We start from the raw sequence: 26,064 nt of genomic DNA on the forward strand, positions 1-26,064 counted from the left end.
CGGACCTGCAATGGGAAGCCCTGCCTGATGCGCGCCGATAAGCTGCGCGCAGCCGTGGGTCTGTAGGCATATCGGGGGCCCGCGTGCACGAACCCACAGCGGACCTCACCGCCGTGGCTTCCGCAGGGGCGGGAGCCACGGCAACGCACGATTCGACAGCAGCGGGACACCCGATCGCCCGGGTGCTCCCGCTGCTGTCGCCTGCTCACCTGGACCGCGACTTCGACTATCTGGTTCCTCCTGAGCTGGACGAAATCGCCCAACCCGGCGTCCGAGTCCGCGTCCGTTTCGCGGGCCGCCTCGTCGACGGGTATCTGCTGGCCCGCCTGTCCCACAGCGACCACACCGGGAAAATGGTCAAACTCGAACGCGTGGTCTCCGCCGAACGCGTCCTGACCCCGGAAATCCTGAAGCTGGCCACCGCCGTGGCCGCCCGCTACGCAGGGACCCGCGCGGATGTTCTGCGGCTCGCGATCCCGCCCCGGCATGCGCGCACCGAGAACGGGGGCGCGACGACGGCGGCCGCCCCGTCCTCGCCCGGTTCACCGTCGCCAGATCCCGCGCTGGTAACTGACTCGCCAGCTTTGGCTGCTGATGCTGTCGGGCCTGCTGGAACTCCGAATACCGCAGCGGCGGTGGCGGATTCGCGTGACCTGCCGACGGTGGGTGATTCGCCGACATGGGCTGATTCTGTCGAATCCGCTGTGTCCGACGATGCGGTCGCGGCGCTCGAGCATTCCGTCGATGCTCCGACGGTGGGTGGCGAGGACGAGGCAGTCGACGTTCGCGATCGGTTCGGTACTGCTCCGGTGTCTTCGTGCTCGGACGGTCATGTGACGGCTGCTGGTGCTGGATCGGAGTCGCTGTCGGCGGATTCGATCGAATCGGTGGTGGATTCTGGTGCCGTGACATCGGCACGGCAGGACGGTGTCGCTGCCGCCGACGGACGAGTGGAGGCGGAACCCGAGGACGCTGACGCGCCGGTGGGTGAACGCGCTGTCGTGGCTGACGAATCGGCAAATGTTGTTGCGGTGCTGGCTGATTCGGGCGGCACCGGTATGCCGGACGGTGTGGAACTGCGGCCGTGGGAACGGTACATCCACGGGGCGGCGTTTGTGTCGGCGCTCGGGCAGGGGAAAGGGGTGCGGGCGGGGTGGCAGGCGGTGCCGGGGGAGGATTGGGCGCGACGGCTGGCGGAATTGGCGGCGGTTGTCGTGGGGCGGGGGCGTAGCGCGATTCTGATGGTCCCGGATCAGCGGGATCTGGATCGCGTGCTGGCGGAATGTGTTCGGCTGGTCGGGGATTCGGCGGTCGGGTTGGCTGCGGGGTTGGGGCCGGCCGCGCGGTATCGGCGGTGGTTGGCGGCATTGCGGGGAACCGCGCGGGTGATTGTCGGGACGCGCAGTGCGGTGTTCGCTCCCACAATTGATCTCGGGTTGATCGCGATCTGGGACGACGGCGACGACACCTATGCCGAACCTCGGGCGCCGTATCCGCATGCGCGCGAGGTCGCGATGCTGCGGGCACATGACACCGGGGCGGCATTCGTCGCGGCCGGATTCGCGCGGACGGCGGAGATCCAGGCCGTGGTCGATTCGGGGTGGGCGCACGATCTGGTCGCCGATCGTGCGATGGTGCGCAAATTCTCCCCGCGCATCAGCGCACCGGGTGATTCCGATATCGCGATGGAGCGTGACCCGGTCGCGCGCGCGGTCCGCATTCCCGCCGTTGGTTACGCTGCCGCGCGATCCGCGCTGAAGGAAGGTGCCGCGGTGCTGGTGCAGGTGCCGCGGCGCGGATACATTCCGGCGCTGGCCTGCGCGAAATGCCGTACGCCCGCACGATGTCGGCACTGCAATGGCCCACTTTCCTTGCCGGACGGGCGAGCTGGGCATCGCGCCGACACCGCGCACAGTCCAGCATGCCGCTGGTGCGGTATCACCGAGGCCGCCTTCCGTTGTCCGGCTTGTGCTTCCAGAGCGCTACGTGCGGTGGTGATCGGTGCGGCCCGGACCGCCGAGGAACTCGGTCGGGCCTTTCCCGGCGTACCGATTCGCGGATCCAGCGGCGGCGCGGTACTCGACACGGTGGAACCGGGACCTCAGGTGATCGTGGCGACCGTCGGCGCCGAACCGGTGCTGCCCGGCGGCTACGGCGTCGCATTGCTACTCGACGGTTGGGCGCTGCTGAGCCGCGCTGACCTGCGCGCCGCCGAGGACACCCTGCGCCGCTGGATGTCGGCGGCCACCCTGGTGCGCAATCACGGCCAGGTCATCGTGATGGCCGAACCTTCGCTACCCACCGTCCAGGCGCTACTGCGCTGGGATCCGGTCGGCCACGCCCGCGCCGAGGTGGCCGCCCGCGCCGAGGTCGGCTTTCCACCCGCCGTCCGCATGGCCGCCATCGACGGCACCTCCGACTCCATCGCCGAATTGCTCTCCGCCGCAAAGCTTCCCGGCAATGTCGACATCCTCGGCCCGGTACCCCTCCCACCCGGCGCCCGCAAACCCTTCGACAGCGGCGATACCTCCGCCGAAGTCGAACGCATGCTTCTGCGCGTGCACCGCACCTCCGGCGCCGCCCTCGCCCGCGCTCTCACGGCCGCCCAGGCCGTCCGCAGCACCCACCGCTCCGACGCCCCCCTCCGCGTCCAAATCGACCCGGTCGACATCGGCTGATCCCCCAACGAGCGCCTGGCACTCACCGCCGCGACGGGCCGTGGCAACGAGCGGGTCAACGGGTCCCGCGGCCTGCTCGACATGACGCCTACGGCCGCGGCGAGGCGTGCGAGGACAACCCCGAGGGACGTAGCCCCTCGGAACAGTCCTGGCGCGCGGGCGCGGCCGGGAACGCCACCTGGGGCCCGACCAGCCGCCCTGTGCCGCAGTGCACCCGTCCCGCCGCGACCCCCGTGCAGCCCCGCAGCTGGCGCGACCATCACCACTGACACGCCTTTGTCGGCGGTATCGGCACAAGGTGTGCCGGTACCCGTCATGCGCAGCTCATAGCCAGTGGTGGTGATCGTCTCTCGCGGCGACACTTCTACCTCGACGACCAGTTGCTCGCCCTCGGCGTGTGCAAGATCGCAAGCGCGAGTAGCAGATTCGAGTTGGTGGTGAGACGTCAGCCGAAGATGGCGCGATTGCGCTGCGCCCATTCGGCATACGATGTCGCGGGCCGTCCGAGCACCCGCTCGACATCGGTGCTGACCTGCTGCTCGGCCGGTGTCGGCGTGCCGAGGATATCGAGCGTGCCGTCCGCGACATCCTCCGGCATGAATCGCAACATGCCGGAACGCGCCTGTTCGCGGGTCAATTCGACGAATTGCAGCGAAATTCCCACCGCCTCTTCGACGGCTTGGGCCTGCTGGCGCGGACTGATCGCGGCGGGACCGGTCAGTTCATAGGTACGTCCGGAGTGGCCGTCCGTGCGCAATACGATTGCGGCGACCTCGGCGATATCTTCCGGATCGATAGCGGGCAGTGCGGTATCGGCGAAGGGTGCGGCAATCACCTGCTCGGCCCGGATCGACTCGATCCACGCGTAGGTGTTGGAGAAGAATCCGGTGGGCCGCAGAATCGTCCAGTCGAACTCCGATCGCTGCAGCGCGGACTCGAACACATGGAGTCGCGCATGTGCGGCCAGTCCTGGCCGGGTACCCGTCGCCTGCGACGACAGCAGCACCACCTTCTTGACCCCACCCGCCGCGGCGACCTCGACGAACCGCGCCGGATCCGGTCCGGTCACCAGCTGCGGCCCGGTCAGCAGCAGGAAGAGCGCATCCGCGTTTTCGACTGCGGGGGAGAGGCTTTCGGGATCGGCGAGATCGGCCCGCCGATGCCGCACGCCGTCGGGCACGACGATGTCCTGATTCCCGCGGGATACGGCGGTCACCTGCTCACCGGCGCCGGCGAGGTGCCGCACGAGGGTGCGTCCGATATTGCCGGTCGCTCCGGTCACTACGATCACATTCACTCCTGAGTTAGTTGACTGACTTAAATGAACGTAGCCGATGGTCTGGCGCTTGTCTATAGTTAGTTGTGTGACTAACTCAGTCGAAGGTCGGCGCGGGACACCCAAGGCGGGCAAGCGTGAACGCCTTGCCGCCGCGGCCGCCCAGGTGTTCCACGAGCAGGGCGTCGAGAAGACAACGATCGCCGATATCGCGCGGGTCGCCGATGTTCCGCTCGGCAATGTGTACTACTACTTCAAGACCAAGGATCAGCTGGTCGAGGCGGCACTCGGCGCGCATGCGCAGACGCTGCAGGAGCTGATCACCACGCTCGAGCAGTGCGACGAGCCGCAAGACCGGCTGAAGGCGCTGGTCCGCGGCTGGGTGGACCAGCGTGACCGCGCCGTGCGATTCGGTTGCCCCACTGGAACTCTGGCCTCGGAGCTGGGTAAACGTGGCGACGGCCTGGAGTTGGCATCGGCGGCGAGTATTCGCACGCTGCTCGACTGGATCGAACGGCAGTTCATGGCAATGGGTCGCGTGGATGCGCGGGAGCTCGCGGTTGCGCTGTTCGCTGCCTATCAGGGGATTTCGTTGCTGACCAATACCTTCCGCGATCCGGAACTGATGGTGACCGAGGGGCATCGGCTCGAGCGCTGGATCGATTCGCTTGCGCCATAACCGGAAGCGGAAAGAGATGGGGAGTTCGTATTCTGGCGCTTCGACTTGCCGCGCGACATTCGGTGGTGACTTGCTCCACGGGGACAACCCGCTCATGTGACAACTCCCTACGCGGGCCGCGCATCGACCGATGTGCGGCCCATTCCTCGTTTCAGAGCGCCCGGTCGGTTCGTGTCGCCGGTCACCCTTGCATGCGATGCATTGCCGATATATCGTCGATAGCGTGAGATATACACGGGAGCCTGAGGAGGCTGACATGGAGAACATCGAATACGGAGAATTCAGAGGTCGCGGCCGCTGGCGGAAGCCTGGTCACGACGAGGGCGACGCCGGTCGTCGCCAGCATCGCCGCGGTGGGCGGCACGGTTTCGGACCCGAGTTCGGACCGGGCTTCGGTCCTGGTTTCGGGCCCGGCTTCGGTCCGGGATTCGGACGTGGGCGCGGCCGCGGTGGCCGGGGCAGGCGCGGTGACGTGCGTGCCGCGGTGTTGTTGCTGCTCACCGAGCGTCCGATGCACGGTTACGAGCTGATCCAGCAGATCAGGGAGCGCAGCGACGATGTCTGGCGCCCGAGCCCGGGATCCATCTACCCCGCGCTCGCGCAGCTCGAGGACGAGGGTCTGGTGCTCATCGAGAAGGTCGCCGGTCGCAAGACCGCGAAGCTCACCGACGCGGGCGAGACCTATGTCGTCGAGCATCGGGACGAACTCGGCGATCCCTGGGCCGATGTCAAGGAAGACGTGGGCACTCAGGCGATGGATCTGCGCGCGCTGATCGGACAGCTGATGGGTGCGGCCGCTCAGGTCGCGGCGGCGGGTACTCCGCAGCAGGCGGCTCGGGCCGCGGAGGTGCTTACCGAGGCGCGTAAATCGCTATACCGCATTCTCGCCGAGGACGACGCCCCCGAAAAGTGATGGCAGTGTGAAACGCCGCCTGAGCGTGCACTTTTCGAGCGGATCGGGTACATCATTGTGATATGGAACAGCCGAGCGGTCAGTGGGGTTGGGGAGTATCACAGTTCAGGCGCGTGGTGTCTGCCGGTGTCTTGGCCGGAGCCGTCTTCGTCGGCTCCGGCGCGGCACCCATGGCGGGTGCCGAACCAGCTGATCCCGCGCCGGTTAGTGCCCAGATCGCCGGATATCGGCCGCCGGATGTGCCCACCCAAATCGGTCCGTCCCAATCGGACCATCTGGCCGCGGCGGTGTATCAGAAGGCGCACAAGAACGTTGCCCCGGCTGGTACCAACAACTTCGACTGCAAGCCGACCGCCGAGCATCCTCGCCCGGTCGTCCTGGCGCACGGCACCGATTCCTCGGCGTACTCCGACTGGGCGGCCATCGGGCCGCAGATCTCGGCGCTCGGCTTCTGTGTCTTCGCGCTCAACTATGGCGGTGCACCGGGCAAAGACACCTGGGGCACCGAGGACATGTGGGTGAGCGCCTATCAGTTCGGCGCATTCGTCGACCAGGTACTGGCCGCCACCAATGCCACCCAGGTCGATATCGTCGGATTTTCCCAGGGCGCCAACGTCACTCGCTACTACGTGAACAAGCTCGGTGGCGCGCCGAAGGTCGGTCAGTGGATCGGCCTCGCGTCGCCGAGCTACGGCGGGGTGATGTATGGGCTGGTGCCGGTGGCGCAGTCGATTCCGGGTGCGCTGCAAGCCTTTGCGCAGGTCACCTCACTCGCGGCGGTGCAGCAGGTGCAGGGCTCGCCGCTGATGATCGAACTGAATGCGGGCGGTGACACCGTGCCCGGCCCGCACTACGTGACCATCGGCAGCCGAGTCGACGAGATGATCCAGCCGTTCAGCAATATCGCACTGCACGGCCCGAACGTGGAGAACATCGCACTGCAGGACGAATGCGCGATCGACCAGACCGGTCACTTCCACATGGTCTACGACCCGTTCGTGCAGGAACTGTTGCTGCGGACGCTGGATCCGGTCCACGCACCGGCTCCGACGTGCCGAGAGGTGCCGCTCGGCACCGGCATTCCCGAGGTCATCATCGCCGGACATTCCTGAACGCGCAGTTCGGGCGACCGGGCGGAGGTATCGACCCTCCGCCCGGCGCAGCTGTCCATGCCGGACTTACGCCGTATGGGAGGATGCGTAAGTGGCGGCCGAAGTCGAGTCTCGAATCCCATTGAGCCGGATGCGAGTACTTTCCACGGCGATCGGCGTCGCTGACACGAGTGGTATCGAAGCGCTGACTATGCGTCGGTTGGCGGAACTGCTCGGGGTCGAGGCGATGTCGCTATATCACCACGTGGCCAACAAGGAAGACGTGCTGGACGGCGTCGTCGACGTCATCGCGGGGGAGATCAACGAGGTCGTTGCCGACATCGATGTGCCCGCTGCCGGTACCGCGTGGAAGCAGGCCGTGCGGCAGCGGATTCTGTCCGCACGCGAGGTGCTGCTCCGACATCCGTGGGCGCCCGGTGTATTCCAGACGCGGACCAATACCAGCCAGGCCGTGCTGCGCTACTACGACGGCCTGCTCGGGCTGATGCGCGAAGGCGGCTTCTCCTACGACCAGACCCACCATGCGATGCATGTGCTCGGTAGTCGGGCACTGGGTTTCACCCAGGAGTTGTTCGATCCCGGCGACGGACCGATGGATGCCGAAGCCATGGCCGCGCTCGACGGAATGGCCGAGGCGCTCCCGAACCTGGTCGGGATGTTGCGAGAGGTCGCCCACGACGATCCGGACTCGACGCTGGGTTGGTGTGATGACCAATTCGAATTCGAATTCGCGCTCGATCTGATTCTCGACGGTCTCGACCGTCTGCGTGAGACTGCTTGATCTGCAACGACTTCGGTCGGCGTGCCTCGCGGCAGCCATTGACGAGCCTTACAACGTAAGGGTACCTTACGTTGTAAGGCTCATGAGCGCGGGTGGCGTCTCGGTGCCGAGATCTGAGGAGAACATGATGAAGGCCTATGTCCTTCGCGCATTCGGACCACCGGAACAGCTGACTCTCACCGATATCGACCAGCCGGTACCCGCCGACGACGAGGTGTTGGTTCGGGTGCGTGCCACTTCGGTCCAGCCCTATGACTGGCACTTCCTACGCGGCGAGCCGTATATCGCGCGGCTGATGGGTGGCGGCGTCGGATTGCGCAAGCCGTCCATCGCCATCCTCGGCGCGGACGTGGCGGGGGTGGTCGAAGCTGTCGGCAAGGCCGTGACCGGATTCCAGCCCGGTGACGAGGTATTCGCGATGCTCAAAGGGGGTGGCTTCGCCGAGTACGTCTGTGTCCGGGAAAGTGAATTGGCGCCGAAGCCGAAGAACCTGTCATTCGAGCAGGCGGCCGCGGTACCGCTGGCGGCCAATACCGCGCTGGTGGCCCTGCGTGACGAGGGACGGATCCAAGCCGGGCAGCGGGTATTGATCAATGGCGCGTCGGGAGGTGTCGGCACATTCGCCGTACAACTCGCGCATGCGTTCGGCGCGGTGGTCACCGGCATCTGTGGCACGCGGAACACCGAGCTGATCCGCTCGCTCGGTGCGGATGCGGTAATCGACTACACCGCAGCGGATTTCACGCGCAACGGGCAGCGCTACGACCTGCTGGTGGATATCGCGGGAAGCCGCTCGATGTCGGCATGTCGCCGGGTGCTGACCGCCAAGGGCGCCTATGTCGCGGTCGGCGGTCCGGCGGGTCGTTGGGTGCAACCCGCCGGGCGGATGTTCGCGGCGTTGGCGCTCGCGCCCTTCATCTCGCAGCGAGTCGCGCTGGCGGAGGTGACCCGATGCACTCGGAACAGGGAAAACCTCCTCGCGCTTACCGAGCTCATCGAGGACGGAAAGATCACCCCGGTCATCGACCGGACCTATCCCTTCACCGAAATCCCGGCGGCCGTGCGCTACCAGGAGGACGGCCACGCCACCGGAAAGGTGGTCGTGGTCGACGACTAGCGGATCAACCGCGCCTGCCGTGCAGGTAGTCGCTGACCACGGCGGCGCCGAGTCCGTCCAGGTCCGGGGCGACGACGCGACCGCCGCTGCGGCGGGCCACCAAATCGACGAATGCGGCCAGGCTCGGGTCCTCGCCGAGCATGAAGACGGTGACCGATGCGCCGAGCTTGGCCAAGGCGTCGACCTGGGCCATTGTCACGGCCAGGGTGCGCGGTGCGGTCGGCCAATTGAAGTACGCCGCACCGTTCGATTCCAGGTGCGCGGTCGGCTCGCCATCGGTCACGACGAGCACGACGGGCACCGCGTCCGGATGCCTGCGCAAATGGCGTGCGGCCAGCAGCAATGCGTGGTGCAGGTTGGTGCCCTGTTCCCAAACGCCTTCCAGCGCAGTCAGTTCGCCGATATCGACGGTGGTGGCGTGCCGGCCGAAGGTGATCAGGCTCAGTGCGTCGGAGCGGAACCGGGTGCTGATCAACTGATGCACCGCGAGGGCAGTGCGCTTCATCGGCAGCCACCTGCCCTCCTGCACCATCGACCACGAGGTGTCGACGCAGAGCGCAACGGCGGCCCGGGAGCGCTGCTCGGTTTCCATGATCTCGACATCGGACACATCGAGCGTGACGCCGCGACGGCCGACCGACATCGACCGCAGCACCGCGTTGCGCACGGTCCTCGGCACGTCCCACGGTTCGGTATCGCCGAACTGCCATGCCCGGGTGGCGCCGGTCGGCTCGCCCGCCGCACCGGCCAATCGGGTATCCCGCTCGCCGCGACGGGACCGCAACCGCCCGATGACATCGCGCAGCGCGGTCTCACCGAGCCGTCGTAGAGCCTTGGGCGTCAACCGAAGTGAGCCGTCCGGTGCTCGTTCGAATACGCCCTGTCTGCGCAGTTCGCGTTCCAGTTCGGCCAACCGGGCGGCATCCACGCTCGCGTCGTCGCCGAGTTGGCGGGCCAAGGCGTCCAGATCGATATCCTCGAGGCTGGCGCCCGGATAGGACTGGCTGAGCTGTTCGGCGAGCGCGTCGAGTTCGGCGAGATCCTGCAGGGCTTGGGTGCCCGCACCCAGGCCCAATGGATCGTTGCCGCGAAACCGCTGGGCGGAGTCCCAGTCCTCGCCCGGCCGCAGCGCCCGCAGCGCGGCGTCGAGGGCGGCGACCTGCTGGGCAATGCGTGGATCGCCGAATGCCTGCCCGATCAGCTCGGCCAGTTCGGCTTGCTGCTCGGCGGACATCGAGTTCAACATGCGTTGGGCAGCGGCGGACCTGGCGGCGAGCGCGTCGATCAGTTCGTCGGTATTGCGCGGATTCTCCGGGAAGAATTCGCCGTGCTCGGCCATGAATTCGGCGAATTGCTGTTCGGTGTTCTCGCCTCGCGCATGCGCCGCGAGCAGGTTGTTCAGATCGGACAGCATCCGTCCGACGCGCTCGACATCCTGCGGAGCGGTGTTCTCCAGTGCCTGTTTCATGCCCTGGAACCGGGATTCGAGCAGTTCCTGTCCGAGCAGGTCGCGGATCTTCTGGTAGTTCTCCCTACCGGTCTCGGAGCGCCATTGGTATTCGGCGAGCTCGTTGACGGCGGCCGCGGTGCTCGGCGGCAATGCGTCCAGCTGTGCCTCGGCGAACCTGGCGTCATCGGAGGGATCCGGAAATAGCTCGCGGCGTTCGGCTTTCAGAGCCTGTTCCAGCAGTTCACGGACCTGTTGCAGGGTGCCGTCGAGCCGGTGCCGTCTACTGATCTCGGCGCGGCGCTGCCACACCTGCCGGGTGAGCTCATCGAGCCCTCGCATTTCTCGCATACCGCGCCGCAGCAACTCCTCCAGTGCGGTGCGGGGGGAGCTGCCCTCCATCACGTCGCGCCCGATCTGGTCCAGCGCCTCGCGCAGATCGAGCGGAGGCGCCAGCGGATCGGGTCCATCGTGATAGGGCCCGTAGGCGTAGCGGTCGGGGGCGGTCATGAGCCGTATACCGCGACGCCGCCGTCGGAGTCCTTGGCTATCTGACGAGCCAGATAAAGGGCTTCCAGCGCGAATTCGACCGCAGACGCGATGCGGGCCGCCGGTTCGTCGGCGCCGACGCCGAGCCGACGCGCGACCTCGTGCAGGACAGGCAGTTCCGGCAGCGCGGAGAGCATATCCTTGCCCGGGACGCGTTCGCCGGTGGTGACCAGATGGCCGTCGCCGACCGCCTCCGCCAACGGTCGCAGATTCAGCCCACCGAGCAGCGCACTCCCGGCCTCGGCGAACGAACGCCGCATCAGATGTGTGAGATGTTCCTGCTCACGGCCTTCCTCCCCGGACTCGAATTCCAGCTTGCCGCGCAATACCGCGGGCACGGATTCGAGGTCGACGGGTCGCGCGACGGCGGGACGCTCGCCGGTGAGCGCCGATCTGCGCAGTGCGGCAGCCGCCACCGTCTCGGCGGCGGCCACCGCGAATCGCGCGGACACGCCGGAGCGCTGGTCGATCGCGGACGATTCGCGCAGGTGCCGCACGAACCGGGCGAGCACCTCGATCAGCGGGTCGCCGACCTCGGCCACCAATTCGGCCTCCTGCCGGACCAGCGCCACCTCGGCCGGGACACTCAGCGGATAGTGGGTGCGGATCTCCGCGCCGAACCGGTCCTTGAGCGGGGTGATGATCCGGCCGCGGTTGGTGTAGTCCTCGGGGTTGGCGGTGGCGACGAGCAGCACATCCAGGGGTAGTCGGAGGGTGTAACCACGGACCTGGATATCGCGCTCCTCCATCACATTCAGCAGCGCGACCTGGATGCGTTCGGCGAGATCGGGCAATTCGTTGATGGCGACGATGCCGCGGTGCGCGCGCGGTACGAGCCCGAAGTGGATGGTCTCGGGATCGCCGAGGCTGCGGCCCTCGGCCACCTTGACCGGGTCGACATCGCCGATCAGGTCACCGACCGAGGTGTCCGGAGTTGCGAGCTTCTCCGCGTAACGCTCGGAGCGGTGCCGCCAGGTGACCGGCAGGTCGTCGCCCAACTCCTCGGCCGATCGGCGACCGGCCGGGCTGATCGGCGCCAGCGGATGCTCGCCCAGTTCGGTACCCGCGATGACGGGTGTCCACTCGTCGAGCAGGCCGATCATGGTGCGCAGCAGCCGGGTCTTGCCCTGGCCGCGCTCACCGAGCAGTACGACATCGTGCCCGGCCAGCAGCGCACGTTCCAGTTGCGGCAGGACGGTCCGATCGAAGCCGACGATGCCCGGCCACGGATCGTCGCCGGAACCCAACCGGGACAACAGGTTCTCGCGAATCTCGGACTTCACGCTGCGCGGCAGATGGCCGCCCGCGCGCAACTCGCCGACGGTGGTCGGCAGGTGCTCAGGAACAATCACCCCATCGACGCTACGTCGGTTCAGCGACGCGGTCGACGTTCAGCGTGCTTGGAAACAAGCCGGAAATAAGCTTGACAAGCACAGGCGGCCGGGCGGAGGGGTGAACACCCCGCCCGGACCGCATTGGAGTTCTACCAGCTTTTTCCCGTTCGGTCGGGGAGATCGGTGTGAACGGTGTCTCTCTCTAGAATGAATCGACCGTGTTCATCGTTTTGGGGAGCCGCCGCCGTGACCATTCAGCCCGTTCGCCTCTTCGGCGATCCCATCCTGCGATCACGTGCGGCGGAGGTCACCGAATTCGATCGTGAGCTGCGGCAGTTGGTCACCGACCTGACCGAGACCATGCACGATGACGGCGGGGTCGGGATGGCCGCGCCGCAGATCGGCGTCGGGCTGCGGGTTTTCGTCTACGACACCGAGGACGCCAGGGGGCATCTGATCAATCCGACCTATGAGGTAGTGGGTGCGGAGGAGCAGGTCGGGCCCGAGGGCTGCCTGTCGATCCCCGGGCTGCGCTATGACACGCGCCGCGCGCTGCGGGTGCGGGCCGCCGGTGTCGATGTGAACGGTGAGCCGGTGGAATTGGCGGCCGAGGGCCTGCTGGCCCGCTGCGTACAGCACGAGACCGATCATTTGGATGGTGTGCTGTTCATCGATCGGCTCGATCCCGCGCAGCGCAAGGAGGCGATGCGCACCATTCGCGAATCCGATTGGTTCAGCGCGGGTATCACCGTGCGCAGTTCGCGTGCGCTCGGCTCGACCGAGGCCGGACCGTTCGGACGGGGTCGCTGATGCGCATTGTCTTCGCGGGCACACCGGAACCGGCGGTCCCGTCGCTGCAGCGTTTCATCGATTCGGAGCGGCACGAGGTGCTCGCCGTGCTGACCCGCCCCGATGCCATCGCTGGACGCGGACGCAAGGTGCAGCGGTCGCCGGTCGGGCGGCTCGCCGATGAGCACGGCATTCCCGTGCTGACGCCGCGGCGCCCGGCCGAACCCGAATTCATCGAGCAGCTCACCGAACTGGCGCCCGACTGCTGTCCGGTCGTGGCCTACGGTGCGCTGCTGCCGCAGCAGGTGCTCGATATTCCGCGCTTCGGCTGGATCAATCTGCACTTCTCGCTGCTGCCCGCGTGGCGTGGCGCGGCTCCGGTGCAGGCGGCGATCGACGCGGGCGACGAGATCACCGGCGCGTCCACGTTCCAGATCGAGGCGGGGCTGGACACCGGCCCGGTCTTCGGCGTGGTGACCGAGAAGGTCGCGGTGACCGATACCGCGGGCGCGTTGCTCGATCGGCTCGCGAACACCGGGGCGGTGCTGCTGGAGAAGACGCTCGACGGCGTGGAAGACGGGACGCTGCAAGCGGTTCCGCAGGCGCAAGACGGTGTTTCCTATGCACCCAAGGTGCCGGTCGAGGCCGGGCACATCCGCTGGGATCAGCCCGCGCTGGCGATCAACCGCCGCATTCGCGCGGTCACCCCCGCACCCGGTGCCTGGACCGAGGTGAACGGCACCCGCTTGAAGGTCGGTCCCGTCGAGATGGTCGAGGAAGTCCTGCCGGAACGGACGATCGAGGTCCACAAGTCCGGAGTCTTCGTCGGCACCGCAACCACCGCGGTCCGCCTCGATCAGGTTCAGCCGCAAGGCAAACGGATGATGTCGGCCCTCGACTGGGCGCGCGGTGCGCGCCTGCAGCCCGGTGCGGTGGTCGAGTGACCACGCCGAATCGCAAGTCCGCCGTCGACGCTGGTTGGCTCGCCCGCGCGACATCAGCGAAAAGTGGTGCACAACAGAAGAATTCGCAGTCCATTCGGCGCGACGACAAAGTCCGACCGTGGCGCACCGACCAGATCCGCGGCGATGCGCCGCGGACCCAATCAGAGCGGCGGAATATGACCGATCAGCGCAAGTCCGCATCATCGGGAGACAATTCTCCGCAGCGCGAAGGTTCGGGCTCGCCGCAGCGCGAAGGTTCGGGATCGGCGCAGCGCGAAGGTTCGGGATCGGCGCAGCGCGAAGGTTCGGGATCGGCGCAGGGCAAAGGTTCGGGATCGGCGCAGCGCGAAGGTTCGGGATCGGCGCAGGGCAAAGGTTCGGGATCGGCGCAGGGCAAAGGCTCGGTGCGCGGTGGCTGGCAGGGCAGCGCGCGGCGCGGTGGAGCTGACCGGCGGGACGATTCGGCGCGGCGTGACGATGCCATGAGGCGGTCTTCGGCACGGGATGACAACCCCCGGGACGCGAGACGGTCTGGCGATGACCGGCGTGGGGGACCCTCGTCTGCGGCAGAGCGGCGTGGCCGTTCACACGAAAGCGACGCGGGGTCCGGCGGGCAGCGGCGGGCCAGCCACTCGGCGAAGTCGAGTTCGGCCGGATCGAATGCGGGGCGACAGGCTGCCGGTGGTGATGAGCGGCGTTCGAATCGTGCGCGGGGCTCGGCGGCAGCGGCAGGCCGAGCCGGCGGCACTTCGGACAGGCGTGCAGACGCGCCGAAAAGTCCTGGGCGGCAAAAGGATTCAGCAGCACACGGCGATCCGGTGCGGCTCGTGGCGCGGGATGTTTTGCGGGCGGTCCGGGAGCGGGAGGCTTACGCGAATCTGGTGCTGCCAGGGCTGCTGCGCGACCGGCGGATTTCGGGGCGGGATGCGGCGTTGGCGACTGAACTGACCTACGGGGCCTGCCGTTCACTCGGGCTGCTGGACGCGGTGATCGCGGCGGGCGCTGGGCGGCCGGTTGACGATATCGATGGGCCGCTGCTGGATGTGCTGCGGCTCGGGGTGTATCAGTTGCTGCGTACCCGGATCGGGGCGCATGCGGCGGTGGATACCTCGGTGGCATTGGCGCGCACGGAGTTCGGTGCGGGCAAAGCGGGTTTCGTCAATGCCGTGCTGCGGAGGGCGGGGGAGAAGTCCGTCGACCAGTGGGTGGATGAGCTCGCGCCGCGAGATCCGGTGGGCCGGTTGGCATTCGAATTCGCGCATCCGGTGTGGATCGCGCAGGCATTCGCGGATGCGCTCGGCGCGCGGGCCGGGGAGTTGCGGGACGTGCTGGCCGCCGACGATGCTCGTCCGATCGTGCACCTGGTGGCTCGTCCCGGCGATATCACCGCCGAGGAACTGGCCCTGGTGACGGGCGGCGAAGAAGGCAAGTGGTCGCCGTACGCGGTCTATCTCGACGGCGGCGGCGATCCCGGCAAGCTGGAGCCGGTCCGCGAAGGTATGGCGGCAGTGCAGGACGAGGGTAGTCAACTCGTCGCGCTCGCGCTGACCCGAGCGGAACTTGATGGTCCGGACAATGGCCGCTGGCTCGACCTGTGTGCCGGACCCGGTGGCAAGGCGGCCCTGCTCGGCGCGATCGCCGCAATCGACGGCCACCGCGTCGACGCGGTCGAACCGGCAGAACACCGCGCCGAGTTGGTCCGCAAGACCGTCCACGACCTTCCCGTCGACGTGCACGTCGCCGACGGCCGCGATAGCGGCCTCACTCCTGGCTACGATCGTATCCTCGTCGACGCACCGTGCACCGGCCTGGGCGCACTGCGTCGCCGCCCGGAGGCCCGCTGGCGGCGCACGCCCGCCGACGTCGCCGAACTGGTCGTCCTGCAACGCGAACTCCTCACCGCCGCATGGGATCTCCTGCGCCCCGGCGGTGTAGTCCTCTACTCGACCTGCTCCCCCCACCTGCTGGAGACGGTCGCCGTTGTCGCCGACGCCGCCCGCCGCACCGGCGCCATCCAACTCGACACCCGCGACCTCCTCCCCGGCGTCACCGATATGGGCGACGGCCCCGGCGCCCAACTATGGCCGCACCGCCACGGCACCGACGCCATGTTCCTGGCCGCCTTGCGCAAGCCTTTGGAGTAGCACCTGATCGGAGGCGCGCCCAGCGGCATTCGGCTCGGCAACCGAGCGGTGACGGGTCTGTGCCGCTTGCGGTCTGTCGCGCATCCGGATGGCTCGCTGCATCGCCGCACGCGTGCCGCATCAACATCGGCGGGCCTTGCATCGCTCGGCTCGGAAAGACCACGGGTCCACACTCCGAGGCGACATTCGTCCAAGACTCGGGCAGTTCGGCGGCGCAGACTGATCGCATGGCGATGACATGGGAGCAGGTGGTGGCGCTGGCGACCGAACTGCCCGAGGTGGCGGAATCGACGTGGTGGCGCAGCCCTGCGCTGAAGGTGAGCGGTAAGGGGTTCGCGCGGTTGCGGTCGGAGGCCGAGGGGGGACTCGTGCTGCTGTGCGAGATGGCGGAGAAGGAGGCCATGCTCGCCTCCGGTGACCCGGCCTTCTACACCACCCCGCACTATGACGGATATCCCTACATCCTCATCGACCTCGACCGGATCGAGTCCGATCAACTCCGCGAGCTGCTCGACGCCGCCTGGTGGTTGTCGGCGCCCGCGAAACTCCGCAAACAGCAGCAGGCACGCTGACTCCGCTCAGTCGCGGGCCGACTGTTCGCGCAGCCGGGCAAGGGTTTTCGCGAGAATACGCGAGACGTGCATCTGCGAGATACCCATGCGCTGGGCGATCTGGGTCTGCGTCATCGATTCGAAGAACCGCATGGTGAGGATGCGGCGTTCGCGTTCCGGAAGTCCGGCGAGCAGCGGACGGATCGCGACATACTCCTCCACCCGGTCGAATTGGGATTCCTCCTCGCCGAGGGTGTCCAGCAGTGATGCCTCGGTATCGCGCCCGAGTGAGGCGGCATCGATGGAGCTCGGCTGGTAGGCGTTGCCCGCGATGACGGCCTGGGTCACCTCGTCGGGATCCACATCGAGTTCGGCCGCAATCTCTTTCGCGGTCGGGGAGCGGCCGAGGGATTGCGAGAGCGCGTCGATGGCCGCGCCGATGCGCAGATGGGTCTCCTTCACCCGTCTCGGTACCCGCATGGCCCAGGTGTTGTCGCGGAAATAGCGACGAACCTCACCCATGATCGTCGGCACCGCGAAGGACAGGAAGTTCGAGCCGCGCGAAATATCGAAACGGTCCACCGCGTGCACCAAGCCGACCCGCGCCACCTGCGTGAGATCGTCGAACGGCTCACCCCGCCCGCTGAATTTACGGGCGATGTGATCCGCGAGCGGAATGCACCGGCCGATCAGCTCGGCACGCAGTGCGGTATGCCGCGCGGTACCCGGCGTACTGGCGGCGAGCTGCTCGAATAGCGCGCCGACATCGTCGTACCCCGCGCCGGACGCCTGGAGGGTTTCGACTTCCTCGGCGGCCTCTTCGGTCAGCACGGGTTCGGCGTCGTCGTCTCGCTGGGCGTCGGACACGGTGTTCTCGTCCGCCACTACGCTTTCCCCCGGACCCGACGGAACTCCACCGTCGTCGGATATCCGGATGCGGCCGAGTCGAATGGGTCCTGTGTCGCTTGTACTTCATCGGTGAGGGTGCGCAGCACATGCCAGCCGAAGCTGCGCTGATCCGGCAGCCCCTCCGTCCCGGCGAGGCCGGTGACCTTGACGAGCAATTCGGTGTCACCCACGGTGAACCGGCAGTGCAGGCTGGTCGCCGGTGCTGCGACCGCGATCAGCGTCGAGCACACCTCGTCCACGGCCAACCGGATGTCGGCCACCTCGTCGAGGGTGAAATCGCTGAGCAGCACCAGTGTTTCGGCGAGCCCGCGCACGATCGGCAGCTGCGTCACCGACGCAGCCACCCGAATCTCCACCGGGGTGCTGTAGAGCCCCTGTTCCGCCGAAATGTTGATCACCCTATGCAGGCTACCCACTCCCGGCCGGAGCAACCCTAGGTACCGGTAAGCTCCCGCGATGTGTCCTCTTCGACGTTTACGCGCCCGACCACGCCGATGATCGCCCCGTCCATCCTCTCCGCCGACTTCGCACGCCTCGCGGACGAGGCGAATGCAGTGCATGGCGCGGATTGGTTGCATGTCGATGTGATGGACGCACACTTCGTGCCGAATCTCACTCTCGGACTCCCCGTGGTCGAAAGTCTGTTGAAGGCCACCGACATTCCGCTCGACTGCCATCTGATGATCGAGGATCCGGCGCGCTGGGCTCCGCCCTATGCGGAGGCTGGTGCCTACAACGTCACCTTCCACGCCGAGGCGACCGACGATCCGATCGCGGTCGCGCGCGATATTCGCGCGGCGGGCGCCAAGGCCGGCCTTTCGGTGAAGCCGAATACGCCGATCGAGCCGTATCTGGAAATCCTGCGCGACTTCGACACACTGCTGGTGATGAGCGTGGAGCCGGGCTTCGGTGGGCAGTCTTTCATCACGCATGTGCTGGAAAAGGCGCGCATTGTGCGTCGACTGGTGGACGCGGGCGAACTGCGGTTGATCGTGGAAATCGACGGTGGCATCAATTCCGACACGATCGAGGCCGCCGCGGAGGCGGGCATCGATTGTTTCGTCGCCGGATCCGCGGTCTACAACACCGCCGATCCGGGTGCGACCGTGGAAAAGCTGCGGCAGCAGGCCGCGGCCCTGCGCAGCTCCTAGGTCGCGAATCTGCTAGCGGGCGGGCACTTTCCGGCTGCCGATGGCGCGCGTCGCCTCGATCACCGCGCTGAGCGGTGGCAGGGTCGTCGCGTTCTCCGGCGGCTGGATCCAGGTGCGATAGCCGGTGCGTTCGTCATCCGGTGAGGGCAGCACGACCTGGCTCCCGGTGCAGGCGACGGTCGCGTAGAGCCGGAACAGCTCCGCGGAGACGGCCGCGCTGAGGGTATCGGGCCGGGCGGGTCCGGTGATGAAGGTCCAGCGCCTCGCTCGCGGATGGTGCACCACCGGTGCCGCGATCTGCGTCTGGGTGAGCTGCTGCTGCACCTGTTCGCCCAGCTCTGCGGGCATCGTTATAGCGCCGTAATGGGTGCCGATATGGAGCAGGATGCGGCGGGACGTCGGGTCGATCGACGCAGGCATATGGAATTCGCGCCGGTACTGCACACAGCGAACTTCCAGCGTCGAATCGACAAGAGTGGTCACGCAACGCCTCCATTGGTGTCGAACCTGATTTGACCCACTGCTGTATCCAGCTTCCTCGAGTGGTGGATTTCCCTGGGTCGAACTCGCCGGACGGCGTCGTGACCGGGTCGAACCGTTCCGCACTGAACTGCCGGGTCGAAGTTGAACGATAGGGATCAGCTACATAACAATCTTGCGACCGTTTTCGGGCCCGCGCAAGGTTTTGGTGTAAGTGTGTCTCGGCTGGGTATTACTCCCGATTCGACTCTATGTGCTGTGGATGAAATCCATTCGTGTGGTCACGAAAGTAAGAATGAATAAATGTCGTCGGCGGGGAAGCGACGACTTTTTCGCACGGCCGTGCACTATTTCGCTTCGAAAAATAATTGCCGCTGGTTCGGTGAGGCCTGAGGTGCCCTGCGGTCTCCTTCCCCAGGGACTCGCCGAGCCGCGGTATCGACCGGCCGCTGGTTGGAACCGCGGTGTCGTCTACGACCCGGCGTCGTTAGGCTGAGGAGGGATCGGCGTACCGGCGGGAATAGTCGCCGGATCCCGGCTGTTCGGCAACCGTAGAAACGACGCGACAGGGAGTCAAAGCATGTTCACAGGCATCGTCGAGGAACTCGGCGAGATCGTCGCCACCGAAGAGCTGGCCGATGCCGCTCGGCTGACGATCCGGGGCAAGCTGGTCACTTCCGATGCCGGACACGGTGATTCGATCGCCGTCAACGGCGTCTGCCTGACCGTTGTCGACGTGATCGACGGCGATTCGTTCACCGTGGACGTGATGCAGGAGACGCTGAACCGCTCCAGTATCGGTGGACTCGGCGCGGGTTCGCGGGTGAATCTCGAGCGCGCGGCCGCGCTGAACAGCAGGCTCGGCGGCCACCTGGTGCAGGGCCACGTCGACGGTACCGGCACCGTGCTGGCGCGCACGCCCTCGGAGAACTGGGAGGTCGTGCGGATTTCGCTGCCCGACGCGATCGCCCGCTATGTAGTGGAGAAGGGTTCGATCACCGTCGACGGCATTTCGCTGACCGTCTCGGGTCTCGGCATCGCCGATGCGCCCGCCGCCGACGGCAATCGCGACTGGTTCGAGGTCTCGCTGATCCCGACCACCCTGTCCATGACGAACCTCGGTGCGGCCGCCGTCGGTACCAAGGTGAACCTGGAAGTCGATGTCATCGCCAAGTACGTCGAACGCCTCCAGCAGCGCGGCTGATCCGGCCGGGCGGCGGCGACTCGCGATCGACGCCGTACTGTATGGGGGCACCTATTTCGAGATGGAGCACAACAGACGTGACCAGGTTCGACACTATCGAGCGCGCAGTCGCCGATATCGCTGCCGGTAAGGCAGTCGTCGTCGTCGACGACGAGGACCGCGAGAACGAGGGCGACCTCATCTTCGCGGCGGAAAAGGCGACCCCCGAGCTGGTCGCCTTCATGATTCGCTACACCTCGGGTTATATCTGTGTGCCGCTCACGGGTGAGGACTGCGATCGGCTCGGCCTGCCGCCGATGTACGCGCAGAATCAGGACAAGCACGGCACCGCCTACACCGTTTCGGTCGATGCCAGGGACGGCATCACCACCGGTATCTCCGGCGCCGACCGTGCCACCACCATGCGGCTGCTCGCCGACCCGAACGCCAAGGCCGACGATCTGACCCGGCCCGGTCACGTGGTTCCGTTGCGCGCCAAGGAGGGCGGCGTGCTGCGTCGTCCCGGGCACACCGAGGCCGCGGTCGATCTGGCGCGGATGGCCGGATTGCAGCCCGCCGGTGTCATCTGCGAAATCGTCAGCCAGAAGGACGAGGGCCATATGGCCCGCACCGAGGAACTGCGCGTCTTCGCCGACGAGCACAATTTGGCGCTGATCTCCATCGCGGAAATGATCGCCTGGCGGCGCAAGCACGAGAAGCAGGTCATTCGGGTCGCCGAGGCCAGGATCCCCACGGCGCACGGCGAATTCAAGGCCGTCGGCTATCAGAGCATTTACGACGATGTCGAACATGTGGCGCTGGTGCGCGGCGATATCGATGACGGCGACGATGTGCTGGTGCGGGTGCATTCCGAATGCCTCACCGGTGATGTCTTCGGTTCGCTGCGCTGCGATTGCGGTCCGCAGCTGGACGCCGCACTGGAGATGGTGGCCCAGGAGGGTCGCGGTGTCGTGCTCTACATGCGCGGACACGAGGGCCGCGGCATCGGGCTGATGCACAAGCTGCAGGCCTACCAGCTGCAGGATTCGGGCCACGACACCGTCGACGCGAATCTGGAGCTCGGTCTGCCCGCCGACGCCCGCGACTACGGCACCGGAGCACAGATCCTGGTGGATCTCGGGATTCGGTCGATGCGCCTGCTCACCAACAATCCGGCCAAGCGCGTCGGACTGGACGGTTACGGGCTGAAGATCACCGAGCGGGTGCCGATGCCGTTGCGCGCCAATGCCGAGAACCTGCGGTACCTGCGCACCAAGCGGGACCGGATGGGGCACGACCTGATCGGGCTGGACGAACTCGATCTCGGCGAGACCGCCCAGTGATTTCTCACCTCGACGCAGCCTGGAAAGGACACCAGTGAGCGAGCGCAGCGAGCGAACCATGTCACGGCGTGTATCGCGCATGCCGGAGCCGAGCGTCAGCGAGGCGCAGGCATGAGTGGCACTGGCGTACCGAGCTTCGAGCTGTCGGATGCCAAGGATCTGAAGCTCGGCATCGTCGCCTCGCGCTGGCACACCCAGATCTGCGACACGCTGGTCGCGAATGCGGAGCAGGTGGCCAAGGACGCGGGCGTCGAGCACATCACCGTGGTCCGGTGCGCGGGTGCGATGGAACTTCCGGTGGTAGCTCAGGAATTGGCTCGCTCACATGACGCGGTGGTCGCGCTCGGTGTGGTGATCCGCGGTGGCACACCGCATTTCGAATACGTCTGTGATGCGGTGACCGCCGGTCTCACGCGGGTGTCGCTCGATGCGGGTACGCCCGTGGCCAACGGTGTGCTGACCACCAATAACGAGGCGGAGGCGCTGGACAGGGCCGGATTGCCGGGCTCCGCCGAGAACAAGGGCGAACAGGCCGCCGCCGCAGCGCTCGATGCCGCGCTGACGCTGCGCGCTCTGCGGCCGTAGATCATGCCGGTCGTTCGCATCTGGCGTAGAGGCCCGGCCGCGGCTGCCGAATCGGGCTCCGGCGAGTGGGAGCTCGAGGTGCGGCCGCATCGCGCGGTACGGACCGCGTGGACCGTGGCGGTGCTGCTCGTCGCCGGTTTCACCGCGGGTGGCATCCTGTTGCGGCACGGTTCGACCGGTGTGAACTTCCGCCTCGCGGACCAGTTCGCGATGATCGGCATCGGCGTCCTCGGTGCGGCGGCGGTACTCCTGCTGACCCGGCCGCGCGTCCGTGTCGGTAAGCGCGGCATCTCGGTGCGGAACATCCTGGGGGACACCGAATTCCCCTGGGAATACATCCGCGGCGTCTCCTTTCCGGACCGAAAGTCCTGGGCCCGCCTCGAGCTGGTCGACGACGACTACGTCCCCCTCATGGCAATCCGCTCCAACGACAAGCAACGCGCCGTAGAGGCCTTGGACAAGCTGCGCGCACTCGGTGCGAAATACACCACCGCCGCAGAGGAGTAGTCGGCAGCCGGATGTCAGTGTGTCGCCGAGGCATTCGGTGACGATCCGCTCATGACTTAACTCCGGCCGAATGCGGTTCGCCGTCGGAAAGCGTTACCGCTTTTCTGGGATTCATGCAGGGTGACCTGGCGCTCGACGACGGCCCGTGCTCTATCCGATGCCGCAGACCGGATAGAGCAACCGTAGGTCAGCGGGTGTCGCCGAGGACCGCGCCTTCGCGTCTGGGATCCGCGCCGCCGATCCAGCCTTCGGTACCGTCGCGTTGCAGTGCGCTGAGGCCGCTGGATTGGGGGGCGACCGAGACCTGGTGGCCGAGTTCGCGCAGGCGTAGGACGAGTGGGTCGTGATCGCCGTTGTCGGTGGCGATGATGGCGGGATGTTCGCCGCCCACGCCGGTCGCCGGACTGTTTCCGGCGCCGAACGCGACCGCGGACACCGCCTGCTGCGGGTCCAGGCCCCAATCCAGCACGCCGACAAGGGCTTTCACAACGAACTGGATGATCACCGAACCGCCGGGGGAACCGGCGACCTGGGTCAGATCGCCGCGTGAGCCGTCGGCATTGTGGTCGAAGACGAGGGTCGGGCTCATCGAGCTGCGCGGCCGCTTACCCGGCTGCACGCGATTGGCGACGGGAGCGCCGTCGGTGCCGAGCGGATCGGCGGAGAAGTCGGTGAGCTGGTTGTTCAGCACGAATCCGTCGACGAGATGGAATGATCCGAAGGCCGATTCGACCGTGGTGGTCATCGCGGCGGCATTGCCGTACTTATCGACGACCGAGATATGGCTGGTGCCGTGCTCGGGTGGCTGCGGGCCGACACCGAGTGGCACCGGGCCGAAGTCGCCCGGCTGCGCGGTGCCCATGCTGTGGCCGGGATCGATGAGACCCGCGCGCTGCTTCAGATAGTCCTTGTTCAGCAGGGTCTGCGGTGAATTACCCGGCAGCGGAATGAAATCCGTATCGGCGACGTACTTGTTCCGGTCGGCGTAGGCGAGCCGCTCGGCCTCCGAGATCAGATGCACCGCTTCGGCCTTCGGCTTGCCGCCGTTGCGGTCGATATTGTCCGGCTTCAGCGCGGCCAGGTCGAAGTTCTCCAGAATGCCGAGGGTGGCCGCGACAGTGATGCCGCCTGAGGACGGGCTCGGCATACCGCAGATCTCATGCGTGCGGTAGTTCGTGCAGAGCGCGGTCCGCTTCTTGGCCTGATATCCGGCGAGATCGTTGGCGGTGACGAGGCTCGGGGTGCGCCCGCCCGCGGCGGATCCGGCCGCATCGACGATATCGTGAGCGATAGCGCCGGTGTAGAAGGCATTCGCGCCGTCGGTCGCAATGGCGTTCAAGGTCTTCGACATCGCCGGGTTGGTCAGCACGGTGTCGGCCCGTTTCGGGGTGCCGTCCGGATTGAGGAAGTATGCCTTCGCGGACTCGTCCACCGCGAGATCCTTGGCGGATTCGGCGATCTGACCGGCCAGCCGGGGACTGATCGGGAAGCCACGATCGGCCAGTCCGATGGCCGGATCGAACAGGTCCCGCCAAGCGGTCTTGCCGTGGTCGCGATGCGCCAGTTCCAGCATGCGCAAGACGCCGGGCACGCCGATCGAGCGTCCGCTCGCACGGGCACTCGGCTTCGGCTCGGTGCGATCGGTATCGCTGACCCAGCGCAGATAATTCTCGGTCGCCGCCGCGGGGGCGATCTCCCGACCGTCGTAGGCCTCCACGCTCTTGCTGGCCGCATCGTAATAGAGCATGAACGAGCCACCGCCGATGCCGGAGGCCTGCGGCTCCACCAACCCGAGCACCATCTGCGCCGCGATGAGTGCATCCGCGGCCGTGCCGCCGTTGCTCAGCACCTCACAGGCGGCTTTGGTGGAGACCGGGTTGGCCGTGGACACCGCGTACGTCTTGGTGCGCACCGCCGTCATATCGGACCGGTAGCCGGTCGCGATCTCGGGATTGGTGCTCAGATCCTTGGTCGCGCCTGGAGTCGCACCCGCTGAGGTCGCGACCACCGGGGTTCCGTTCGGCGTCGCGCTACACGCCGCGTTCGCCGGTGTGTCGTCGGAGGAACATCCGCTGACAACGCCGACGATGAGCGTGAGCGCCGCCGCGGCGCTGACCCAGGTTCTTCGCGTGCCACTCATGGACGGCACTGTATCGCCGATCGCCGAGCGTCGCGGCAAATCCGGCGCTGTGGGCTCCCAGCACTGGTGGTTTCAGCGAAAACGGTTAGCGGGCAATTGCATTGAGCGCCCATGTCGGATGCGATTTCCGCGAGATCCGCGGAGGCGCTGAGGCCAATTCCGCTCGACCCCAATGACAACTGTCGTCATCGGTAGGCTGGCACAGTGGCGATCGAGGCAGTTCTCTTCGACTTCTCCGGCACGCTGTTCCGGCTGGAACCCGATGAAACCTGGGCCGATATGGTCGGGTCAGATGGCAAACCCCTGGACCGGTCGCAGCAGGACGCGATCCTGGATCGGATGACGAGGCCGGTCGGCGACGGTGCGGTCTTCGACGCCGAGGGGCGGCTCGCATGGGAGCGGCGAGATCTGGATCCGGCGATGCATCGCACGGCCTACCACGAGTTGATGCGACAAATCGGGGTGCCGACACCGGCGCTGGTCGCGCGACTCTACGACTGGATGCTCGACCCATTGGCCTGGACGCCGTATCCGGACACCGGTGCCGTGCTGAAAACCTTGGCGGCGCAGGGCATCCCGGTCGCCGTGGTGAGCAATATCGCTTTCGATATCCGTCCGGCGTTCGCCGCCAACGGTTGGGATCGGCTCGTCGCCGCGCACACGCTGTCGTTCGAAGTCGGTGCGGTGAAGCCGGATCCGCGGATCTTCCTGGCCGCGGTGGAACAGCTCGGCGTGCGTCCTGGGTCGGCGCTCATGGTCGGCGACAGTGCCGAGGCCGACGGCGGTGCGGTCGCGGCGGGCTGCGGTTTCGCGCTGGTCGATCCATTGCCGACGGTGGAGCGCGCCGAAGGTCTGCTCGAGGTATTACGGCGGCACGAACTGGCCTAGTGTCCAGTATGTGACCTGCGACACACTCTGCTGTTCCTGAATGTCGATGCCCCCGAACTGAATTAGCTTGCTGTGACGCCCACCACATCGTGGTGCGCAAGCTCGACGGGGAGTGGCCATGGATGATGCCGAGGCATATTTCGAATCGTCGGTCGTGCGGACGGCGCGGCCGGTCGACCTGCCCGAATCGGTCCGCGAGGCCAGAGAGGCCGCATTGGGACTTGCGGGCTTCGGCCTCGCATATCCGGTCGTCATGGGCCTGATCGCCGGTGACGAGGCGGCCGGATCCGCGGCACTGCAATTCGGCTGCAGTTGGGTGCTCGGTCTCGCGGTACTGGTTCTCGGTCCGGGGCCGCGGATGCGTCGCGTCGCGATCGTTTCGGTCATGCTGCAGTCCGTCGCGGTACTGCGGATTGACGTCGAGGCTGTCCCGGACTCGGCCCGGCTGATCGTCGTCCTCTTCACGCTGGGCGCGTCGGCGAGGATCCTGTACCAGCTTTCGCGACCGGAAGCCAAGGCGTGGATCGGCATTCGGGTCGCCGACGCCGAGTGGTGAACGGCTCG

Annotated in this window: 24 protein-coding genes; 17 read left to right on the forward strand and 7 right to left on the reverse strand. The window is 66.9% G+C overall.

Annotated elements, in window-relative coordinates:
- Positions 1-113: 113 nt before the first annotated feature.
- Positions 114-2,678 carry a primosomal protein N' gene (locus NP3_RS50510; protein ID WP_245721043.1) on the forward strand — a complete coding sequence of 855 codons (2,565 nt, stop codon included), beginning with the start codon at positions 114-116 and terminating at the stop codon, positions 2,676-2,678.
- Positions 2,679-3,123: 445 nt separating this feature from the next.
- On the opposite strand, the gene NP3_RS20405 is transcribed toward NP3_RS50510, so the two are convergent.
- Positions 3,124-3,969: an NAD(P)H-binding protein gene (locus tag NP3_RS20405; RefSeq protein WP_063043241.1), complete on the reverse strand. Its 846-nt coding sequence runs from the start codon at positions 3,967-3,969 to the stop codon at positions 3,124-3,126.
- A 73-nt stretch (positions 3,970-4,042) separates the two neighbouring features.
- Here NP3_RS20405 and NP3_RS20410 point away from each other — a divergent pair, with 73 nt between their 5' ends.
- From NP3_RS20410 to NP3_RS20430, 5 genes are all read left to right on the forward strand, one after another.
- Positions 4,043-4,633, forward strand: coding sequence for a TetR/AcrR family transcriptional regulator (locus NP3_RS20410; protein WP_063043195.1), 591 nt, complete (start codon positions 4,043-4,045; stop codon positions 4,631-4,633).
- Between the two features lie 256 nt (positions 4,634-4,889).
- The gene (locus tag NP3_RS20415) at positions 4,890-5,546 is read left to right on the forward strand and encodes a PadR family transcriptional regulator (protein ID WP_063043196.1); all 657 of its coding nucleotides are present in this window, start codon (positions 4,890-4,892) and stop codon (positions 5,544-5,546) included.
- Positions 5,547-5,716: 170 nt separating this feature from the next.
- Positions 5,717-6,658, forward strand: a complete 942-nt coding sequence (locus NP3_RS20420; protein WP_084508731.1) for an esterase/lipase family protein — start codon at positions 5,717-5,719, stop codon at positions 6,656-6,658.
- A gap of 91 nt (positions 6,659-6,749) precedes the next feature.
- Entirely contained in the window at positions 6,750-7,439 is a 690-nt protein-coding gene (locus tag NP3_RS20425) for a TetR/AcrR family transcriptional regulator C-terminal domain-containing protein (protein ID WP_245721042.1), read from the forward strand.
- 127 nt (positions 7,440-7,566) lie between these two features.
- Complete coding sequence (locus NP3_RS20430; protein ID WP_063043242.1) at positions 7,567-8,556, forward strand: NAD(P)-dependent alcohol dehydrogenase; 990 nt, start codon at positions 7,567-7,569, stop codon at positions 8,554-8,556.
- 4 nt (positions 8,557-8,560) lie between these two features.
- Here NP3_RS20430 and NP3_RS20435 read toward each other — a convergent pair whose 3' ends face one another.
- Together NP3_RS20435 and NP3_RS20440 are read right to left on the reverse strand one after the other, a co-directional pair.
- The gene (locus NP3_RS20435) at positions 8,561-10,513 is read right to left on the reverse strand and encodes a vWA domain-containing protein (protein ID WP_063043199.1); all 1,953 of its coding nucleotides are present in this window, start codon (positions 10,511-10,513) and stop codon (positions 8,561-8,563) included.
- Positions 10,510-11,904: an ATP-binding protein gene (locus tag NP3_RS20440; protein WP_063043200.1), complete on the reverse strand. Its 1,395-nt coding sequence runs from the start codon at positions 11,902-11,904 to the stop codon at positions 10,510-10,512. Before NP3_RS20440 ends, NP3_RS20435 begins: the two co-directional genes overlap by 4 nt.
- Positions 11,905-12,132: 228 nt before the next feature.
- Between NP3_RS20440 and def the strand changes: the two genes are divergently transcribed.
- From def to NP3_RS20460, 4 genes are all read left to right on the forward strand, one after another.
- A complete protein-coding gene (def, locus tag NP3_RS20445) occupies positions 12,133-12,696 on the forward strand; it encodes a peptide deformylase (protein WP_063043201.1) in 564 nt (187 codons plus the stop codon).
- Positions 12,696-13,619: a methionyl-tRNA formyltransferase gene (fmt, locus tag NP3_RS20450; protein ID WP_063043202.1), complete on the forward strand. Its 924-nt coding sequence runs from the start codon at positions 12,696-12,698 to the stop codon at positions 13,617-13,619. The genes def and fmt overlap by 1 nt, the downstream gene beginning before the upstream one ends.
- A gap of 827 nt (positions 13,620-14,446) precedes the next feature.
- Positions 14,447-15,763, forward strand: a complete 1,317-nt coding sequence (locus NP3_RS20455; protein WP_063043243.1) for an RsmB/NOP family class I SAM-dependent RNA methyltransferase — start codon at positions 14,447-14,449, stop codon at positions 15,761-15,763.
- 227 nt (positions 15,764-15,990) lie between these two features.
- Positions 15,991-16,335 carry an MmcQ/YjbR family DNA-binding protein gene (locus tag NP3_RS20460; RefSeq protein ID WP_063043244.1) on the forward strand — a complete coding sequence of 115 codons (345 nt, stop codon included), beginning with the start codon at positions 15,991-15,993 and terminating at the stop codon, positions 16,333-16,335.
- Between the two features lie 6 nt (positions 16,336-16,341).
- Here the strand turns inward: NP3_RS20460 and NP3_RS20465 are convergent, their stop codons facing one another.
- Entirely contained in the window at positions 16,342-17,199 is an 858-nt protein-coding gene (locus NP3_RS20465; RefSeq protein ID WP_084508727.1) for an RNA polymerase sigma factor SigF, read from the reverse strand.
- Positions 17,199-17,621, reverse strand: a complete 423-nt coding sequence (locus NP3_RS20470; RefSeq protein WP_040692115.1) for an ATP-binding protein — start codon at positions 17,619-17,621, stop codon at positions 17,199-17,201. Before NP3_RS20470 ends, NP3_RS20465 begins: the two co-directional genes overlap by 1 nt.
- 96 nt (positions 17,622-17,717) lie before the next feature.
- Between NP3_RS20470 and rpe the strand changes: the two genes are divergently transcribed.
- On the forward strand, positions 17,718-18,374 hold the full coding sequence (rpe, locus tag NP3_RS20475) for a ribulose-phosphate 3-epimerase (protein ID WP_063043203.1): 657 nt from the start codon (positions 17,718-17,720) through the stop codon (positions 18,372-18,374).
- A gap of 12 nt (positions 18,375-18,386) precedes the next feature.
- On the opposite strand, the gene NP3_RS20480 is transcribed toward rpe, so the two are convergent.
- A complete protein-coding gene (locus tag NP3_RS20480; RefSeq protein ID WP_063043204.1) occupies positions 18,387-18,857 on the reverse strand; it encodes a hypothetical protein in 471 nt (156 codons plus the stop codon).
- Positions 18,858-19,434: 577 nt separating this feature from the next.
- Here NP3_RS20480 and NP3_RS20485 point away from each other — a divergent pair.
- The 4 genes from NP3_RS20485 to NP3_RS20500 all read left to right on the forward strand — a co-directional run bounded on the left by NP3_RS20485 (position 19,435) and on the right by NP3_RS20500 (position 22,472).
- Complete coding sequence (locus NP3_RS20485; RefSeq protein WP_063043205.1) at positions 19,435-20,058, forward strand: riboflavin synthase; 624 nt, start codon at positions 19,435-19,437, stop codon at positions 20,056-20,058.
- Positions 20,059-20,135: 77 nt separating this feature from the next.
- Positions 20,136-21,380 carry a bifunctional 3,4-dihydroxy-2-butanone-4-phosphate synthase/GTP cyclohydrolase II gene (locus tag NP3_RS20490; protein WP_063043206.1) on the forward strand — a complete coding sequence of 415 codons (1,245 nt, stop codon included), beginning with the start codon at positions 20,136-20,138 and terminating at the stop codon, positions 21,378-21,380.
- A 111-nt stretch (positions 21,381-21,491) separates the two neighbouring features.
- Complete coding sequence (gene ribH, locus NP3_RS20495) at positions 21,492-21,965, forward strand: 6,7-dimethyl-8-ribityllumazine synthase (protein ID WP_063043207.1); 474 nt, start codon at positions 21,492-21,494, stop codon at positions 21,963-21,965.
- A gap of 3 nt (positions 21,966-21,968) precedes the next feature.
- On the forward strand, positions 21,969-22,472 hold the full coding sequence (locus NP3_RS20500) for a PH domain-containing protein (protein ID WP_063043208.1): 504 nt from the start codon (positions 21,969-21,971) through the stop codon (positions 22,470-22,472).
- 187 nt (positions 22,473-22,659) lie between these two features.
- Here NP3_RS20500 and NP3_RS20505 read toward each other — a convergent pair whose 3' ends face one another.
- On the reverse strand, positions 22,660-24,612 hold the full coding sequence (locus tag NP3_RS20505) for a gamma-glutamyltransferase family protein (protein WP_063043209.1): 1,953 nt from the start codon (positions 24,610-24,612) through the stop codon (positions 22,660-22,662).
- 204 nt (positions 24,613-24,816) lie between these two features.
- Between NP3_RS20505 and NP3_RS20510 the strand changes: the two genes are divergently transcribed.
- A complete protein-coding gene (locus NP3_RS20510) occupies positions 24,817-25,500 on the forward strand; it encodes an HAD family hydrolase (protein WP_063043210.1) in 684 nt (227 codons plus the stop codon).
- A 118-nt stretch (positions 25,501-25,618) separates the two neighbouring features.
- Positions 25,619-26,056, forward strand: coding sequence for a hypothetical protein (locus NP3_RS20515; protein WP_063043211.1), 438 nt, complete (start codon positions 25,619-25,621; stop codon positions 26,054-26,056).
- Positions 26,057-26,064 lie beyond the last annotated feature (8 nt).

Origin of the sequence: Nocardia pseudovaccinii NBRC 100343 (assembly GCF_001613225.1) — a bacterium.
Classification (GTDB): domain Bacteria; phylum Actinomycetota; class Actinomycetes; order Mycobacteriales; family Mycobacteriaceae; genus Nocardia; species Nocardia pseudovaccinii.